The organism is Dehalococcoidales bacterium, from assembly GCA_030698765.1.
GTDB lineage: Bacteria > Chloroflexota > Dehalococcoidia > Dehalococcoidales > UBA2162 > JAUYMF01.
On sequence record JAUYMF010000104.1, the window covers coordinates 39,033 to 57,764 of the forward strand.

Genomic DNA, 18,732 nt, shown 5'->3' on the forward strand with positions numbered 1-18,732 from the left:
CACCTTTCACCATCTGTAGTGGGCGAAGGCCCGGTTCGCCTCAGCCATTCTATGAGTATCGTCGCGCTTTTTAACGGTCGCCCCCTGCCCCTTAGCCGCATCGCTAAGCTCACCGGCCAGCTTCACGACCATAGATTTACCCTGCCTGGACTTGGCCGAAGCAACCAGCCAGCGCAGAGCCAGGGAGAGGCTCCGTTCCGGCCGTACCTCTACCGGGACCTGATAGGTAGCGCCCCCGATACGGCGTGACTTAACCTCCAGTTGAGGAGTCGCATTTCTCACCGCCTGTTCCAGCACGGAGAGAGGAGCTTTGTCTTCCTGCTTTTCGATACTGGCCAGAGCACCATAAACAATCTTCTCCGCCGTGCTCTTCTTGCCATCCTTCATTACTCTGTTAATCAGCCTGGCTAAGACTACATTATGATAAACAGCATCGGCAGCTATCCCTTTGGTGGTGGCCCGACTCCGTCTTGACATTCTATCCTCCTGAGTACCTTAAGCCTTGACCCGCTTGGCGCCATACTTACTGCGGGCTTGCCGGCGATTCTCGACACCGGTGGTATCCAGTACCCCCCGGATAATATGATAACGCACGCCGGGCAGATCTTTAACACGCCCTCCATGGATGAGGACTACGGAGTGTTCCTGCAGCCTGTGGCCCTCACCGGGGATATAAGCGGTTACCTCCATGCCGTTGGACAGCCGTACCCGGGCTATCTTACGCAGCGCTGAATTGGGCTTCTTCGGGGTGGTCGTCTTTACCTGGATACAGACCCCGCGCTTCTGCGGAGAACCCTCACCCTGGACCATCCTGTTCTTCAACGCATTATAGGTGAAGCGCAACGCCGGCGTCTTACTTTTCTTCGAAGCCGCCCTACGCCCTTTTCGGATAAGCTGATTAATTGTTGGCAATTATCTCCTCCCCGTCTCACAATTGAAATGGATGAGCATAAGCTCATCCATCATCAGAACGACAGCTTGAAAATCAACTCTGTCATCCGTTTGCTGAACCGCCAAGTACCAAAGAGAAAGTCTATCACAGCTAAAGTAAACTGTCAACTCTTGGTAGGACGGGTCTTTGCTACAAGGCGTTTAGGGGCAATTCCTCTTTGAGGATATAACCAGGAATACATCATCTACTCTGGAGAGGAATCCCCGCTACTTTAGTATAATAGAATATACTAAGGGCATGCAACCGGATACGCCGGCGGCAGTATTTACCTGTGGTTGGCTACAATAGCTTCACTTCCCGGTCAAAATGTGCTATAATAATAATGATGTTTCTATCAGCAGATACCATGTTTTTTGTTTCAACACCAGCTAGCCATTCTATTCTCTCCCGAACTGTCTGTTCTTTACCGTACTGTTATCACAAGCAAAGGAGTAAGAGCGAGTAATGGCCAAGAACCCGGCTTCAACAACGGCAACGAGCGAATACAACGCCGACGCGATTCATGTCCTCGGGGGACGGGAGGCGGTACGCCGCCGGCCCGGCATGTACATCGGCAGCACGGACCAGCGCGGACTGCAGCACCTCATTTACGAGATTGCGTACAACAGCATCGATGAAGCCATGGCCGGTTTCTGCGATAAGGTCAAGGTAACCATTCACGCAGACAATTCCGTCATGGTGGAGGATAACGGGCGTGGTATCCCCGTCGATACCCACCCCACCACCAAGCTCTCCGCCCTGGAGACGGTAATGACCACCCTGCACGCCGGGGCCAAGTTCGGCGGCAAGACCTATCAGGTATCCGGCGGGTTACACGGGGTCGGCGCTTCAGTAGTGAACGCCCTTTCCCGCTGGCTCACCGTCAGGGTCAAGCGGAACGGCAAGATTTACCAGCAGGAATACAAGCAGGGGATACCACAGACCGGCGTTGTCGAAGTCGGTGAAGCCGGTGAAACAGGCACGACCATTATTTTCCTGGCTGACGAAGAGATATTCGGCGGCGCCAGGTATGACTTTGATACCCTGAGTGAACGCCTGAGAGAGATGGCCTACCTGAATAAAGGGGTGGAAATCTCAATCAAGGATGAAAGGATTGATGACGAACGCACCTTCTACTTTGAGGGGGGACTTACCAGCTTCGTCCGTCACCTCAACCGCAACCGGGTAGTCCGCCACCCCCTGCCCATTTATATCTCGGGTACGGCAAACGGTACCATCGTTGAGGTCGCCCTTCAGTACAATGACGGCTTCACCGAGTCCGTATTCAGCTTTGCCAACTGTGTCAACACCATCGACGGGGGCAGCCACCTCACCGGTTTCCGCACGGCGCTGACCCGCGTTCTCAACGATTACGCCCGTAAAAGCAAGCTCATCAAGGAAGATGAGCCCAACCTCACCGGAGAGGACGTCCGGGAAGGTCTCACCGCCGTCATCAGCGTTAAGCTTACCGAGCCGCAGTTCGAGGGGCAGACCAAGGCTAAATTAGGCAATCCTGAGACCAAGGGCGCCGTAGAGGTGGCAATGGGCGAAGGTTTATCCCTCTACCTTGAAGAGCACCCCGACGACCTCAAGAAGATCATCGAAAAGTGTCTGCTCGCCGCTAAAGCCAGAGAAGCCGCCCGTAAGGCGCGCGATTTGATTGTCCGCAAGAGCGGACTCTATGCCGGTACGCTCCCCGGGAAGCTGGCGGAATGCTCCGAAAAAGACCCCGCTCACTGCGAGCTGTACCTGGTTGAGGGAGACTCCGCGGGTGGCTCCGCCAAGCAGGGCCGGAACCGCCGCTTTCAGGCTATCCTGCCGCTGCGCGGTAAGATACTCAACGTGGAAAAAGCCCCGCCGGACAAGATACTGGCCCATGAGGAAATCCGGGCTATCATTACGGCGCTGGGGGCCGGCCTCGATGATGAGTTAGACCTGGCCCGGCTCCGCTACCACCGCGTCATCCTGATGACGGACGCTGATGTTGACGGTTCGCACATCCGCACCCTGTTGCTGACTTTCTTCTTCCGCCACATGATGGAGCTGATTCACCACGGGCACCTGTTTATCGCCCAGCCACCTCTTTACCGCGTCAAGTCCGCCAGGACCGAGCAATGGCTCTACTCGGAGCAGGAAAAAGAGGAAGCCCTGCGCGGGCTGAAAGGCACCCGGAATGTGGACGTCCAGCGCTACAAGGGCCTGGGCGAGATGAGCGCCGAGCAGCTCTGGGAGACCACGATGAACCCGGACACCCGCACCCTGATCACGGTAAACATTGACGATGCGGCCAAGGCTGACCAGGTGTTCAATATGCTGATGGGTGATGAAGTCCCGCCCCGAAAGGCCTTCATCCAGGCACACGCCAAGAGCGTCAAGAACCTGGATGTTTAGTGCCCTGCCCTGATGTGCATTGAGCCAATACAGCGCGAAGATGATGTCTTGTCATTCTGGCGAAGCTTGTCCCGTACCGCGTTACGGGAGCCAGAATCCAGTTTCCAGCTCCACCCCTCTGGAGAGGCTGTCTGAAAACGACGAATTGTCATACTGAGTACATTCGCTACGCTCAATATAAACTCCGCAAAGTATCTGGGTTGGGGGAGGCATTTGATTGCGTATCAACTCCACCCCCGGATTCTTCAGTCGCTCCGCTCCTTCAGAATGACATTTTTGGGCAGCCTCCGACAGTCTTTGATATGTTTCATAAACAACGTGTTTTCAGACTGATGCCCTGCTTTTCTCTTTCCGCAGTATCACGATGTACTGGTGGGCGATATTGGGCACGTAGGCATAGGGATAGCCGTAGGGTCTCAGCCTGGTACCCGCCTCGTACCACACTATCTCACCCTTGGGAGTAAAGCCCTGCGCCCCGGCTCTGCGGGCGATATCCACATGGGTGAAGATGTACTCGCCGTCCTGGTAGGCGTCCCGGATGATCAGCGCCAGGTATTTCTTCGGCTCCAGGACACGGTAGCACTCGCCCAGGACACGCTCCATGGCGTCCAGATATTCCGCGTAGGTTGACAGGTTAGCCAGGTCAAGCGGGTCATCAGAGCGCATGTCATAATCGGTCTGGCGGTTGGCGAAGTCCCGGTACTGCCCGGTGCACATCGTCTTCTCCAGGTGCCGGTTGTAGGGCGGGTCGGTGGCGATGAACTGGAAGCTTCCTGCGTCAAAGCTTCGCAGCACTTCCAGGCAGTCGCCCTGGATCATTTCATACCGGCGCAGATCTTCTCCACGGGAGTTGCTATCCTCGACTACACGGTGATAGATGTCAATCCACTTCGGGTTGATTTCAATGCCGGTACATTGCCGCGGGGGAGCGGCGATGGCGGCGCCGAGCAGAGTACCGCCCACCCCGGCAAAGGGGTCCAATACACGGTCACCCCCTCTGGTAAAGAACTCAATGAGGTGCTTCATCAGCTCCGGAGGCTTGTTGGCGCCGTGCGCCTTGCGCAGCTCATGCCCGTAGCGGCGGGAGTAAGAGGTGGTCAGCAACGTCTTGGTGAAGTAGAGCCACTCCGCGCCGCCAAGCTCATTGAGGGAATTTTTGGGGTGGGGCACTGCCCGGGTTGTTGCCTGGTAGTTATTGACCCCGTTCTTCTTATAATACTTAAGGAATAACTCGTTAAGCGCCGGGCAGCTTGCGGCTTCGGCGCAGTCATAGCAGTCCGTTACCCGGGCCTGGCAGAACTCTTGAGCTTCTTCCATTGCCTCTCCCGGAGGGTTACCCTGTCCCCGGATACTATCCACTACGATTTACCTCAACGTTTCAGTCATTCAAACTTTTAAGCGGCAGCGCGATGTTCTACGACAACTGCTTTCACTTCAACCTCCCCAATCAGCTTGAGTACAGCTTGTGTTGCTTGATGTATTCGTCTACCGCCTTCGGGACGAGGTGACTGATTGATAGACCCTGAGCTACCCGATTCCTGATTTCCGTGGAGTCAATATCCATCTCCGGTTTATCCAGTAACACCAGCACCCGCGATATTCCCGGAATAGCCTCCTCCAGTGAACGCAAGTCAGGCAGTGAATAGCCGGGCCTGGGTACCACCACCAGACGGCACATCTCAATCAAGCGTGACGGCTCCCGCCAGCGGGGAAGCTGAGCCAGATTGTCCCTCCCCAGAATAAAGAACAGTTCGTCAGCCGGCCCGAGCCGGGACCTCAGTTCACTGATGGTATCAACCGTGTAGGTGGGACCAGCCCGGTCTATTTCCATTGTGGACAGCTTGAAGTAAGGTTTGCCGGCAATCGCCAGGCGGACCATCTGGACGCGGTGCTCCGCGGGCAGAATAGAGTTACCTGCCTTCAACCACGGGTCACCCGCCGGGATGAAAAGCACTTCATCCAGACTCAAGAGGCGTCTGGTCTCTTCAGCGACAACAATATGCCCGTTATGGACCGGGTCAAAAGTGCCGCCCAGTACCCCTGAATTCAACTTTCACCTCCGGTTAATCGAGATTAATTACCACTCCCATTCAACACCGCCACAGCGGACTTTGTCTCCGGGACTGACCCCGGCCTTTTCCAGGGCCTTGCTGACCCCAAGCCTGGATATTTGCTGGCGGAGCTGGCGGCGCACCTCGGGGTTGCCCATATCCACCCGGCTAACAATACGCTCTAGAGCGGGAGCGTTCACAACAAAGGTATCCCCGTCCCGGCTCACGGTCACACCGGCGTCCCTGGGCTGAGGCCGGAAGACAACACCGGGAACCGGTTCAGCGGATTTCACCCGCTCCGCTACCTTGCCCAGCAGTTTCACCGCCGCAGCCATAAGCTCAGGTACGCCCTCGCCACTCATCGCGGAGAGGAAAAAAACCGGGGTTCCGGCGCGGCTGAAAAGCTCCTTCAACTCGGCCAACCGTGCGCTGACCTGGGGCAGGTCGACCTTGTTTACCGCCACGAGCTGAGGCTTTTGCGCCAGGGCCGGGTCAAATAAGCTGAGCTCCGCATTGACCCGCAGCATATCTTCCACGGGAGACGCCGAGGCGCCATCTATCAGGTGGATCAGTATTTTGGTACGCAGAGCGTGGCGCAGGAAATCATGCCCCAGCCCCCGTCCCAGGTGAGCGTCATCAATCAGCCCCGGCACCTCAGCCAGGACAAAGCTCCGCTGATTGACCTCAACCAGCCCCAGTACCGGCTCAAGAGTGGTGAAGGGATAACCGGCTATTTTAGGTCTGGCCGCGGAGGCGGCTGTCAGCAGGGTGGACTTACCGACGTTGGGATAACCGATAATGCCGGCATCGGCAATAAGCCTTAGCTCCAGTACCAGCGAGATCTCTTCCCCGGCCTCTCCCTTTTGCGCCAGCTGCGGCGCCTGATTGGTTGATGAGGCAAAGTGAACATTACCCAGCCCCCCTCTGCCTCCTCTGGCTACCACCGCCTGCTGGCCGGGTAACTCCAGATCAGCAACCATCTCTCCACTACCGGATGGTGTATTCCTCCAGGCAACGCAGCCCGCCGGCACCCCTAATACCAGGTCCTTCCCCTTCTTGCCGTGCTGCTTCTTGCCCTTCCCATTCTCGCCCCTGCCCGCCGAATATACCTTTTTCCCCCTGAACATACGCAGGTCGGTAATTCCGGCGTCAGCCAGAATAATTACGTCTCCACCATCTCCACCATCACCGCCGTCAGGACCGCCAAATTCAGCATACTTCTCATGCCGGAAACTCACCGCGCCATCACCGCCACCGCCAGCCCTTACTGTTATCTCTACTTTATCAAACACGCTTAATAATTAATAAACTCCTATAGTTTTATAAGTACTTTTACTTAGATTAGTATTAGTAATATTAGCACGAATTGACGCAGGGTTAAAATCTGGCACCGGGTTAGGGAAAGAGACGATAATACACAGGGCGGTTTTGGAAGTTATGAAAAGGCAGCCGGACTTATCAAATTTTACAGGGTGATTGGTTGAAAAGTGAGGAAAAGTTAGGTAAAGAGAGGTTAGTCAGCGGGGGAAACAACATGTAACCCTTGTTGGATTTCAAATATTTTCCGTCTCAGGGATGGAATGTTGTTGATATCACTGGATATTTTTTGATAAGCATAGCTGACTGTCGCCGGACTTCTACCCCCCAGTTCCCGCCCGATTTCGGCCAGTGAACACTCGGTTTCCTGCCTGATGAGATACATCGTCACCTGGCGTGCCAGGGCGGTCTCAGCATCCCTTTTCCGTCCCTTGAGGTCGGCCGGAGTGAGCTGGAAACTGCTCACCACGGCTTCCATTATCAGAGCGGGTGTGACCGGGGCGGCTTTCGTTTCATTATCGGCGATATCCTTCAGCACCTGGGCGGCCAGGGCCGGAGTGAGCATGGTCCTGACCAGCCGGGCGTAAGCGACAACGCGATTTAGAGAGCCTTCCAGCGCCCTGATGTTCTGCTGAATCTGGAGGGCGATAAGTTCGAGCACGTCCTCGGAAATGTCGATGGGTTCCTGTTTGGCCCTGGCCTGCAGGATGGCAAGGCGTGTCTCAAAGTCGGGCGCTTGAACATCGGTAACTAATCCCCATTCCAGCCGGGAACGCAGCCGTTCCGGCAGCAGGGCTATGGACCTGGGGGGACGGTCACAGGTGATGGCAATCTGGCGGTTAGCGTCATGCAGCTCATTGAAGGTGTGGAAGAAGTTTTCTCCGGTCTGCTTTTTACCGCTGAAAAACTGGACATCGTCAACCAGCAGCATATCAACGCTGCGGTATTTATTGCGGAAAGCCTCGGTTTTATTCTCGCGGATTGCCTGCATCAGGTCGTTGGTATATTTTTCGGCGCTGACGTAGAGGACATTCATATTGTTGGCTACGGACATATTGCCGATAGCCTGTAAAAGGTGGGTCTTGCCCAGTCCCGCCCCGCCGTAGATAAAGAGCGGGTTGTAGCTGTGTCCCGGGTTTTGGGCTACCCCCAGGGCGGCAGCGTGGGCTAGCTGGTTGCTGCTGCCGGTGACGAAGGAACTGAAAGTATACTTCGGGTTAAGCAGGGGAAAGCTGGCCTGCTGCGCCGGGATATTTTTCTCCCGGATGCTCCTCGCAGGGTACTGTTGGTAGGAGTCTATCCTGAACTGTACCCGGACTTCGTGCCGGGTGAGACCGGTAAGCACTCTTTCAATCAAGGAACGCTGGTTCTTCTCCAGATACTCAGCGACGAAGGTATTGGGTACGGCAACGGCAAACTGACCGTCTTGATAGCTTAGACCTGCGGTGTTTGCCAGCCAGGTGCGGTAGTTTGGGGCGTTGACCTGGATTTGGAGTTCTCCTAAGGCAGCTTTCCAGATTTGCTGCGCTGACCTGATTTCCGTCAAAGCATTCTCCGTTTTCGGTACCCTTAAAGATTTAACCCCCAAAGATGAGGCGTCATTCAGGCTCTTTCAGTGATGATGGTAACAACCGGGGCTAGTTAGCGGGGAACATTACCAAGGATAATACCGGCCATCCTTACTGGCAAGGTTTGTGTCACTGGTTGCTGGTCAGTTTCGGCCTATCCTTTGCTCTTGCAAGGTCTGTCAGGCTTCTGGTTTTGACCAGTATTTCACTGATAGGCGTGGGGGGAATTGTTGTTATCGAAAATATTTGATGTTACAATTACTGGCGGGAGGACTGGGTTTGCGAGTTATTTTTATGGGTACTCCCGAGTTCGCCGTGCCTTCTCTGGAGCGGCTAATTCTCGATCAATACCAGGTGGTGTCCGTTTATACTCAGCCTGACAGAGCGGCGGGCAGGGGCCGTTCTCTGGTCTCTTCCCCGGTAAAGAGGGCGGCGCTGGAGCGGAACCTCCCCGTTCTGCAACCGGTCAATTTTAAGGATAAGGCGGCTGTGTCGCAACTGGCTGAGCTGCAGCCTGATGTGCTGGTCGTGGCTGCCTTTGGTCAAATTCTACCGCAGGCGGTCCTGGATGTTCCCGCTCATGGCTGCATCAACATCCATCCGTCCCTGCTGCCCGAGTTCAGGGGGGCCTCACCGGTGGCGGCGGCTATCCTGGCGGGGAAAGAGTTCACCGGGGTGAGCATCATGCTGCTGGACAGGGGCATGGATACCGGCCCCGTCCTGACCAGGGCGCAGATACCAATTTCAGCTTCGGATACTACGGGTTCGCTTGCCGGGAAGCTGTCCCGTGTTGCCGCGGGGCTGCTTCTGGAGGTCTTGCCCCGCTGGGTCAAAGGCGAGATCACTCCTCAGCCCCAGGATGAGGCTGCGGCTACCTATACCAGGGTACTTACCAAGGGGGAGGGGGAGATTGACTGGCAGCTCCCGGCGGGGGTTATCTGGCGGCGGGTACGGGCCTTTCACCCCTGGCCGGGGTGCTACACCCGCTGGCTGGGAAAGCAGTTCAGGATAATCGAGGCGGTGCCTCTAGCCGGGGAAGGTGCCGGGAAGGCGGGGGAGGTTATTGCTCTGAATGACGAGGGAGGAGCGGTTTTAGGTATAGGTACCGGTGAGGGGATATTAGGTGTCCTGCGGGTGCAGATGGAGGGAAAGCGAGTGATGTCCGCCGCCGAGTTCCTGCGGGGGCAGCGGCAATTTATCGGCGCGATATTGCCTTCCGATTAGGAGGTATTTTGTCTTTACCGGAAAACCTGGAGCGGTTTGATACGCTGGTTGATATCATCGCCCGGCTGCGGGCGCCTGATGGCTGTCCGTGGGACAGGGAGCAGACCCACGCTTCCCTGCGGGAAAACCTGCTCGAAGAGTGCTATGAGGTGCTGGAGGCGCTTGATGAAGGGGATACCGGGAAGCTCCGCGAAGAACTGGGCGATCTGCTGATGCAGATTGTGATGCATGCCCAGATTGCCCGTGAAGCCGGGGACTTCGAGCTGGGGGATGTTTTGGCCGGTATCAGCACCAAGCTGGTGCAGCGTCATCCCCATGTCTTCGGGTCGCTGAAAGTAACCGGTACCGCGGAAGTGCTGCGCAACTGGGAGCATATTAAGCGTGAAGCGCGCGGCGATGCCTCAATGCTGGATGGTGTCCCCAGACAGATGCCGGCCCTGGGTTACAGCCAGGAAATCCAGCGCCGGGTAGCGCGGGTCGGTTTTGACTGGGAGGATATTGACGGTGTGATTGACAAACTGGTTGAAGAGGTCGGCGAGTTTAAGCAGTCAGCTACCGATGAGCAGAGAGCGCAGGAGTTCGGCGATCTGCTCTTTACCCTGGTCAGCGTTGCCCGCCATCTGGAGATTGATGCTGAGGCGGCGCTGAGGGAAGCCAACCGGAAGTTTTACCGCCGTTTCTCGGCTATGGAAGAGCTTTGCCGCCAGCGCGGGATGAGCTTTGCCGACCTTTCGTTTGCCGAGCAGAACGCCCTGTGGGAAGAGGCGAAGAGGAGGGTGGAGTAAAAAATACTGGTCGGGGCGAGAGGACTTGAACCTCCGGCCTCAGCGTCCCGAACGCTGCGCGCTACCGACTGCGCTACGCCCCGTAAGCATCCATTATAAGCTGACGGGCGGAATAAGACAAGTGACCGGTTCTGAATGAACCCACCGCTGTCCAGTTTTCAATAGTGATGGTTATTTACACCTGCCGCAAAAGGTAGTAAATTATGAGATGGTATAGAATTGCCGACTTTGAAGTATTGCGTTCTGATAATTGACGGCGCCGCCGGTCTGCCACTCCCTGAGAGGGGCGGCAAGACCTGCTTTGAACTGGCGCAGACCCCCAGCCTCGATGTTATGGCGCGGGAAGGTATAGTGGGACGGGCGCGTACCGTACCCGCCGGGATGGAGCCTTCCAGCGATGCCGCCTGTATGTCCGTGCTTGGTTATGACCCGCGTGTCTATTACCAGGGCCGGGCGGCTATCGAAGCTACCAGTATGGGGATTCCGGTCACTGAGGGTGAGGTCGTTTTCCGCTGTAATCTGGTGGCGGTCGGCGATGGTAAGATGCGGGACTACAGCGCCGGACACATCAGCACTGAAGAGGCGCAGTCGCTCATCTCGGCATTGAATGAAAGCCTGGGCGATGACCGGGTCCGCTTTTATCCCGGCGTCAGCTACCGCCACATTTGTAAGCTCAGGGGGTATGAACCGGCGCTGCGGGCTCAGTGTACCCCCCCGCATGACATTCCGGGTAAGCCGGTGGCTGAGTTTCTGCCCCGGGGGGAGGGGAGCGAGATATTACTGGAGCTGATGGAGCGTTCCAGGGAAGTGCTCCGGACTCACCCGGTGAATATCAGGCGGCAGGAGCGCGGAGAGGTTCCGGCCACTATGGTCTGGCTTTTCTGGGGAAGCGGGCGCCCGCCGGGGATGCCGTCTTTCCGGCAGGTCTACGGTCTGGAGGCGACATTGACTTCAGCGGTTGATGTGCTGCGGGGGCTGGCATTGATGATGGGGATCGGGGTCCTGGAGATACCCGGCGTGAAAGACGGGCTGGATAATGATTTCGATGCCCAGGCGGAAGGGGCGCTGGCGGCGCTCGGTAAGTATGACCTGGCGGTTATTCACGTTGAGGCGGCGGATGAAGCGGGGCATGCCGGCTCGATTGATGATAAGATAGAAGCGATACAGAGAGTGGATAAGGGAATTGCCCGCCGGCTCCGTTCCTGGCGCAGGGACGCCCTGCGGGTGCTGGTGATGCCTGACCACCCGACTCCGGTCAGGACGCAGACGCACAGCCCGGAGCCGGTCCCCTTTTTGCTCTGGGGTCCCGGCTTCGCTCCCAACGGTGCGCTGAGGTTCACCGAAACCGAGGCTGCCGGAAGAGACTTGTTTATTGACCCGGGGTGTAGTATTATGGGCAGATTGGTCAGAAAAGGACAGGAATAAATGGCTTTGATTGTTCAGAAATACGGTGGTTCGTCAGTGGCGGATGCCGGGAAGATCAAGAACGTGGCCCGGCGTATTGCCGCTACCAGGGAAAAGGGTAATCAGGTCGTGGTGGTCGTCTCGGCGATGGGAGATACCACCGACGATCTAATCAGTCTGGCTTACCAGATTACCGAACAGCCCAGCGAGAGGGAGCTGGATGTTCTTCTGTCCACCGGAGAAGTCGTTTCCAGCACATTGCTGGCGATGAGCCTGAGGGATATGGGCTACGAGGCGATCAGCCTTACCGGCGCTCAGGCGGGGATACAGACTGATGCTACCTACAGCCGGGCCCGCATCCTGAAGGTTGAGGCGAAACGGGTAACCAAGGAGCTTGAGAAAGGGAATATTGTTATCGTGGCCGGGTTTCAGGGGATCACTGAAGAAATGGATGTAACCACGCTGGGCAGGGGGGGGTCTGATACTACGGCGGTGGCCCTGGCGGCCAGTCTGGGGGCGGAGGTCTGCCAGATATATACCGATGTGGAAGGGGTCTATACCGCTGACCCCCGGCTTGTACCCACGGCGCAAAAGCTGCCTGAGATTGGCTATGAGGAGATGCTGGAACTGGCCAGCGAAGGGACCAAGGTAATGCACCCCCGGGCAGTTGAGCTGGGGGAACTGTTTAACATCCCCATTATGGTGGCTTCAAGTTTTACGGAAGAGCCGGGGACACTGATTCATGGAGGAGCATCAATGGAAGTACGCAACAAGGTGAGAAGTATTGCTCATGACCTGGATGTGGCCAAGATAACGGTGGTTGGTGTTCCTGACCGTCCGGGTATTGCCGCGGCTCTATTCGAGCCGCTGGCCGAAGCCAATATCAGCATCGATACTATCGTGCAAAATGCTAGTATCAACAAAATCACGGATTTGACCTTCACGGTGGCCAAGAGCCAGCTCAGCCAGGCGATGAAGGTGGTGGAACCTATCGCCAGGTCAATCGGGGCGACCGAGTGTGTCAGTGATATTCACCTGGGTAAGGTCAGTATCGTCGGTACCGGAATGCAGAATACGCCGGGATATGCCGCCAGCATGTTCAGGGTGTTCAGTGAACACGGGATAAATATTCAGCTCATTTCTACGTCCGAGATCAGGATAACCTGTATTATTGATGAAGCCAGGATTAAAGATGCGGTCAACGCCTTGCACCGGGTATTTAAGCTGGATGTATAGAAATAGCCTTGTTTAACTGGTTTGGCTGGAGTAAAATGAAGGGTTGATTAAATCTCAGGGAGATATTCGGCATGTCATATCAGGAGCAAGAAGGGATAAGGCTGAGACGCCAGTCCAGTAAACAGGCGATAGCCCTGGCGATGGAGGGTCGCTGGGAGGAGGCGGTAGCGGCTAATCAGGGCCTGCTGGAACTTTTTCCTGACGATGTTGAGGCCTATAACCGTTTGGGCAGGGCCTATATGGAGCTGGGGGACTATTCCGGGGCGAAGAAAGCTTACCAGAAAGCGATAGAGCTTGATCCCTACAATTCTATCGCCAGCAAAAATTTCAACCGTTTGTCCCATCTGGACGAGGCGACGGATACTTCGGTGGGTGATTACCAGAAGGTTGAGCCCAATCAATTCATCGAAGAGGTGGGCCGGGCGGGAGTGGTTGATTTATATAACCTGGCGCCACCGGGGGTACTGGCTAAAATGGTGGCTGGTAGCCGGGTAGAGCTGAAGGTATCCGGGTCTAATTTACTGGCGGAGAACAGCCGGGGCGAGTACCTGGGACAGGTTGACCCCAGGTACGGACAACGTCTGGTCAAGTTGATAGAGGGCGGGAACAGGTATTCGGCGGCTATTATCAGCTCCACGGAAGACGCGGTGAAGGTCATTATCAGGGAGGTGTTCAAGAGTCCCGAGCAGATGGGGCGTCTCTCGTTTCCACCGCCGAAAAGTACCGAGGGCCTGCGGCCCTATGTTGCCGACAGGATAGGGGACAGGATTATCCGGCGCGAGATTGAGTACGAGCAGGAATTACCCGGAGAGCCAAGCTATACCATCATCGGCGGCGAGGAGACGGAAGTATTATCAGGGGACGTTACGGATGGTGATGATGATGTGGAAAGCGAAGAATAGGAGGTTTATGCTGCTATGGTTCTAGGTAAGACCCGGCCGATAAACATCGAAGATGAAATGCGTAGCTCTTATCTTGACTACGCGATGAGCGTCATCGTTTCCCGCGCTCTGCCCGATGTGAGGGATGGACTGAAGCCGGTCCATCGGCGCATTCTCTTCGCTATGGATGGTATGGGGATCCGTTACAATACTCCCTTTAAGAAGAGCGCCCGTATTGTGGGCGAGGTGCTGGGTAAATATCATCCCCACGGCGATACCTCCGTTTATGATGCGATGGTGCGCATGGCGCAGGATTTCTCGATGCGCTATATGCTGGTCGAGGGGCAGGGTAATTTCGGCAGTATTGATAACGACCCGCCGGCCGCCATGCGTTATACTGAAGCCCGCCTGGCTGAGGTTGCCGGGCAGATGCTGGTTGACATTGATAAGGAAACGGTCGACTTCACGCCCAATTTTGATGATAGTCTTACCGAGCCTCTGGTGCTGCCTACACGGTTACCTAATTTGCTGGTTAACGGCAGTTCGGGAATTGCGGTAGGAATGACAACCAATATTCCTCCCCATAATCTGGGAGAGGTATGTGAGGCTATCTGTTATCTTATTGAGAATCCGGGCGCGACCGTTGATGAGCTTACCCAGTTCGTCAAGGGACCTGATTTTCCGACCGCCGGTATCATCCTGGGCAGGGACGGAATCAGAAGCGCTTATACTACCGGCCGTGGCCGGATAATAGTCCGGTCAAAGGCGCTCATCACCGATAGTTCTGATACCGGGCACCGCCAGATTGTCGTGACCGAGCTTCCCTACCAGACCAATAAGGCTGCCCTGGTGGGGAAGATAGCCGAGCAGGTTTCCAACAAGAAAATAACCGGTATCAGTGAGCTCCGGGATGAATCTGACCGTCAGGGGATGCGTGTCGTCATCGAGTTAAAGAGAGAAGCTCAACCGCAGCAGGTGCTTAATAGCCTCTACAAGCATACCGCCATGCAGACGGCCTTTTTCGTCAATATGGTAGCCCTGGTTGACGGGCAACCCCGGCTTATCAGTCTCAAAGAGGCGTTGCAGTGCTATATTGATTTCCGCCGCGAGGTTATCACCCGGCGTTCCCGGTTTGAGTTGAAAGGGGCTAAAGCCCGTGCTCATATCCTGGAGGGGCTGAAAATCGCTCTGGACCAGATAGACAAGGTGATCGCTACCATCAGGCAGTCCGAGACGGCCGAGAAGGCGAGACAGAACCTGATGACCGACTTTGGTTTGTCTCAGATCCAGGCACAGGCTATCCTGGACATGCAATTACGCCGGCTGGCTAATCTGGAGCGACAGAAGGTGTTTGATGAGTATGCCGAGGTCTTGAAGACAATCGCTTATCTGGAAGAGTTGCTGGCGAATCCGAGAAGGGTGCTGGCTCTGGTCAAGAGTGAGGTCGAGGAGTTAAAGTCGAAGTATAGTGACCCACGGCGGACGGAAATCAGTGATCAGGGGGAGGTGGAGTTCCACGAAGAAGACCTCGTCCCTCACCAGGATGTGGTGGTCACGCTCAGTGACCGGGGGTTTGTGAAGAGAGTGCCTTCTCAACTCTACACGCTGCAACACCGCGGGGGAAAGGGTATCATCGGCATGGTAACCAGGGAGAATGATGCCGTCAGACTGCTGGTGGTGGCGGATACCCATGCCAACCTCCTCTTTTTTACTAACCGGGGCAAGGTCTATCGCCTTAAGTGCTATGAAATCCCGGCCGGCAGTTCACGGACAGCCAAGGGAATCGCGGTGGTCAATCTCTTCCCTATCGTCGAGCATGAAAAAGTTACCGATGTCGTCTCAGTAACTGACTTTAAGCCGGATACCTACCTGTTGATGGCGACCCGCAGTGGCGAGGTAAAGAAGACGGCCCTGGACCGGTTCTCGGTGGTGCGCAGCAGCGGGCTCATTGCCATGGATGTGGAGGAGGGGGATGAGCTGGTGGCGGCGCGTCTGGCTACTGACCGGGACAATGTGATTATAGTCACGGAGAAGGGACAGTCAATCAAGTTCGCCGTATCCAGTTTAAGAGCCAGCCTGAGGACCAGTGGCGGAGTGGCCGGTATCCGGCTGGCGCCGGGTGACCGGCTGGTCAGTATGGATATCGCCGATCCTGATGCTTTTCTTTTGACGGTTACCGGCGGCGGTTTTGGTAAGATTACCCCTATCAGTAATTATCCGAAACAGAAGCGAGCCGGCAGCGGAGTGAAGACATTTAAGCTTACCTCGGAGACGGAGGGGGTGGCCGCTGCCAGGGTAGTCACTCCATCCCAGGAAGTAATGATAGTCTCCGCCGATGGAATTGTCATCCGCACGCCGGTGCGGGAGACAGACCCCAAGAAAGGCATCACTATTCAGGGGAGGAGCACCCAGGGGGTAAGGTTGATGAGGCTCGATGATGGTGATAAGGTGGTGGCGCTCACCAGCTTTACCCACTCTCAACCCTCTCAACCCGGTTTGCTGTAGTGAAGATGGATTTGTAAGCGGAGAGCCGAATAAAGATCAGGGTACTCTCTCCCCCAGGAAGCTTTGTATCACAAGTGATTCCCTCTATGTCACCCTGAGCACGTTCGCTTCGCTCAGTATAAACTCTGCGAAGGGTTTCGGAGTGGTGGAGAGTGTCGGTTCACCGCTAACCCGCACCCAGATTCTTCGTCACTTCGTTCCTCAGAATGACATTTGATACAAGACCCCCCCAAGGGGAGCGGAAATTTTTATATAATGCTATGCTATCGTTCGACTGAACTCACCTGGCAGACGAGTTCATCTTCTTCGGGATGGACTCTGCGGCCGTTTTCAGGCAGCCCCGGTTAACGGAACAAGGATTGTCACTGTCCGGTCAGGGAGAGCTTTTCGACGCCAGTTTCTCCCGGCAGGCTGGCAGGAGCTTTTCCAGTCCGCAGGCGTTGCAGGCTTCGGTTCGGCAGTCCCGGGTTACCCTGCTTTTTTGGGATGACTGGTACTCCCGTTTCAGGAAAGCCGGGGTTACTCCCACATCAATATGAGACCAGGGGAGCACCTCGTCAAGGGAGCGCTGCCGCTGAGCGTAGAATTCAGGCTTAAGCCCGTTTTCGGCAAAAGCGCGGGACCAGTTTTCATAATTAAAGTGTTCTCCCCAGGAATCAAGCACGCAGCCCAGCTGCCAGGCGCGGTGGATGACCTTACCCAGACGCCGGTCTCCGCGTGAGAGGGCCGCTTCGAGCAAGCTGGCTTTCGGATCGTGCCAGGATAACCTGACCCCTTTGCGGCGCAGTCCCTGCTGGAGCATCTCGTGTTTGGCTGTCAGCGCCGCTTCGTCCTCCTGGGCTACCCACTGAAAGGGCGTGTGCGGCTTGGGGACAAAGGTCGATACATTGACCCTTATCTGGGGGGTCTTCCCTTTAGCCTGGCTGCCCGATGAACGGACTTTATCAATCAGGTTGATGATGTCCTCGATGTCTTCTGTGCTCTCTCCGGGCAGGCCGAGCATGAAGTAGAGCTTGACGCCGGTCCAGCCTCTGCTGAAAACGGCGGTGGTTGTTTCGAGTAGCTCGTCTTCCGAGATATTCTTGTTGATGCTGCGGCGCATTCTTTCATTACCAGCTTCGGGAGCGAAAGTAAGCCCCGTTTTCTTATGGGCGGGGAGCGAGTCCATCAGGTCTACGGAGAAGCTGTCGATATAAAGGCTGGGCAGCGAGAGCGCCAGTCCGGGGTACTGATGGGTCAGCCTGGCGACCAGCTCATCAATACCGGGATAATCACCGGTGCTCAGTGAGACCAGGGACAGCTCATTATAGCCGCAGTTGGCGATAATCTCCCCGGCTGCCTGTACCACTTCTTCCTGGGGACGCTCTCGTACCGGGCGGTAGATAACCCCGGCCTGGCAGAAACGGCAGCCGTGGCTGCAGCCGCGCTGGACCTCTATGGCTCCCCGGTCATGCACCACTTCAATGTAGGGAACGACCGGCCTGGTTACCGGCGGTGGCAGCTCGGTCACTATCCGGCGGCGGATAGTGGGGCTGGCTTCAGGCACGGCCGGGACAATGCTTTTTACTTGGCCGTCAGCCAGGTACTCCACCTGGTACAGAGAGGGCACGTAGATACCCGGGATGGTTGTTACCTGACGGAGCAGGTCTTCTTTAATAGCTCCCTGCTCCCGGCTTTTCCAGTCCCGGAAGCTGTCCAGCAACTCGGGGACTACCTCTTCACCGTCACCGATGACAAAGAGGTCGATAAAGTCGGACATCGGTTCCGGGTTGAGGGCAGTACCGCCGCCGGCGATGACGACCGGATGAGAGTCATTTCTGTCCAATGCCAGTAGCGGTATCCGGGCCAGGTCAAGCATATCCAGGACATTGGTGTAGGTAAGCTCATAACCCAGGGAAAAGGCGATGATATCGAACTCTTTTAATGGCCGCCGTGACTCGAGACTGAACAGGGGGATACCGGCGGAGCGTAAGGCGGCAGCCATATCCACCCACGGAGCGTAGGCCCTTTCCGCCAGGACATCCGGCCGGGCATTAAGCAGTTCATAGAGGATGGGGAGAGCCATGTTGGACATGCCTATCTCATATACGTCAGGGTAGATGAGGGCAACCCGGATTGGCGTTTTCTCCCAGTCCTTGACGATGCTGTTCCACTCGCCACCGGTATAGCGGGCCGGTTTGGTAACCTGATGCAGTATTTTGTCGAGATTGGGTGGATCGTTTTTCACAAGAACCATTATACTTTAATTTGAGGGAGATAGACCAGCTTCGATGCGGAAAAGGCTCATCGGGGTCGCCATCGGGGACGGATTAATCGGGGATGTTGTCCACCTGCGCCAGGTCGAACTTCATGCCGTCCCGGGCGGCAATTACCTTAACGCCGGTCTTCTCGGACAGCTTTTCGGCAATCTGCCACGGTTTTGCCCGCCACATGGACATG

At 56.0% G+C, this 18,732-nt stretch carries 14 protein-coding genes and 1 tRNA gene; 7 read left to right on the forward strand and 8 right to left on the reverse strand.

The genetic code is table 11. The annotated features are described in order from the left end of the window. Positions 1-6: 6 nt before the first annotated feature. Positions 7-477, reverse strand: a complete 471-nt coding sequence (gene rpsG, locus Q8Q07_05125) for a 30S ribosomal protein S7 (protein MDP3879671.1) — start codon at positions 475-477, stop codon at positions 7-9. Between the two features lie 18 nt (positions 478-495). Beyond that, positions 496-912: a 30S ribosomal protein S12 gene (rpsL, locus tag Q8Q07_05130; protein ID MDP3879672.1), complete on the reverse strand. Its 417-nt coding sequence runs from the start codon at positions 910-912 to the stop codon at positions 496-498. A 484-nt stretch (positions 913-1,396) separates the two neighbouring features. Here rpsL and gyrB point away from each other — a divergent pair, with 484 nt between their 5' ends. Then, positions 1,397-3,322: a DNA topoisomerase (ATP-hydrolyzing) subunit B gene (gene gyrB / locus Q8Q07_05135; protein ID MDP3879673.1), complete on the forward strand. Its 1,926-nt coding sequence runs from the start codon at positions 1,397-1,399 to the stop codon at positions 3,320-3,322. A 324-nt stretch (positions 3,323-3,646) separates the two neighbouring features. Here the strand turns inward: gyrB and Q8Q07_05140 are convergent, their stop codons facing one another. From Q8Q07_05140 to dnaA, 4 genes are all read right to left on the reverse strand, one after another. Then, on the reverse strand, positions 3,647-4,639 hold the full coding sequence (locus Q8Q07_05140; GenBank protein ID MDP3879674.1) for a DNA methyltransferase: 993 nt from the start codon (positions 4,637-4,639) through the stop codon (positions 3,647-3,649). 130 nt (positions 4,640-4,769) lie between these two features. Further along, positions 4,770-5,372, reverse strand: coding sequence for a nicotinate-nucleotide adenylyltransferase (nadD, locus tag Q8Q07_05145; GenBank protein MDP3879675.1), 603 nt, complete (start codon positions 5,370-5,372; stop codon positions 4,770-4,772). A 27-nt stretch (positions 5,373-5,399) separates the two neighbouring features. Beyond that, positions 5,400-6,665 carry a GTPase ObgE gene (gene obgE, locus Q8Q07_05150; protein MDP3879676.1) on the reverse strand — a complete coding sequence of 422 codons (1,266 nt, stop codon included), beginning with the start codon at positions 6,663-6,665 and terminating at the stop codon, positions 5,400-5,402. A 221-nt stretch (positions 6,666-6,886) separates the two neighbouring features. Beyond that, positions 6,887-8,236 (reverse strand): chromosomal replication initiator protein DnaA, encoded by a 1,350-nt coding sequence (gene dnaA, locus Q8Q07_05155; GenBank protein ID MDP3879677.1) that lies wholly within the window; start codon positions 8,234-8,236, stop codon positions 6,887-6,889. 301 nt (positions 8,237-8,537) lie between these two features. Between dnaA and fmt the strand changes: the two genes are divergently transcribed. Beyond that, the gene (fmt, locus tag Q8Q07_05160; GenBank protein MDP3879678.1) at positions 8,538-9,482 is read left to right on the forward strand and encodes a methionyl-tRNA formyltransferase; all 945 of its coding nucleotides are present in this window, start codon (positions 8,538-8,540) and stop codon (positions 9,480-9,482) included. Positions 9,483-9,490: 8 nt separating this feature from the next. Next, positions 9,491-10,267, forward strand: coding sequence for a nucleoside triphosphate pyrophosphohydrolase (gene mazG, locus Q8Q07_05165; protein MDP3879679.1), 777 nt, complete (start codon positions 9,491-9,493; stop codon positions 10,265-10,267). Positions 10,268-10,274: 7 nt separating this feature from the next. Here the strand turns inward: mazG and Q8Q07_05170 are convergent. Further along, positions 10,275-10,350, reverse strand: a tRNA-Pro gene (locus Q8Q07_05170). A 136-nt stretch (positions 10,351-10,486) separates the two neighbouring features. Here Q8Q07_05170 and Q8Q07_05175 point away from each other — a divergent pair. From Q8Q07_05175 to gyrA, 4 genes are all read left to right on the forward strand, one after another. Continuing rightward, positions 10,487-11,692: a cofactor-independent phosphoglycerate mutase gene (locus Q8Q07_05175; GenBank protein ID MDP3879680.1), complete on the forward strand. Its 1,206-nt coding sequence runs from the start codon at positions 10,487-10,489 to the stop codon at positions 11,690-11,692. Further along, positions 11,693-12,907: an aspartate kinase gene (locus tag Q8Q07_05180; protein ID MDP3879681.1), complete on the forward strand. Its 1,215-nt coding sequence runs from the start codon at positions 11,693-11,695 to the stop codon at positions 12,905-12,907. Positions 12,908-12,978: 71 nt separating this feature from the next. Further along, positions 12,979-13,809: a tetratricopeptide repeat protein gene (locus Q8Q07_05185; protein ID MDP3879682.1), complete on the forward strand. Its 831-nt coding sequence runs from the start codon at positions 12,979-12,981 to the stop codon at positions 13,807-13,809. Between the two features lie 15 nt (positions 13,810-13,824). Next, a complete protein-coding gene (gyrA, locus tag Q8Q07_05190; GenBank protein MDP3879683.1) occupies positions 13,825-16,293 on the forward strand; it encodes a DNA gyrase subunit A in 2,469 nt (822 codons plus the stop codon). Between the two features lie 373 nt (positions 16,294-16,666). Here the strand turns inward: gyrA and Q8Q07_05195 are convergent, their stop codons facing one another. Further along, entirely contained in the window at positions 16,667-18,520 is a 1,854-nt protein-coding gene (locus tag Q8Q07_05195) for a TIGR03960 family B12-binding radical SAM protein (protein MDP3879684.1), read from the reverse strand. Between the last annotated feature and the right edge of the window lie 212 nt (positions 18,521-18,732).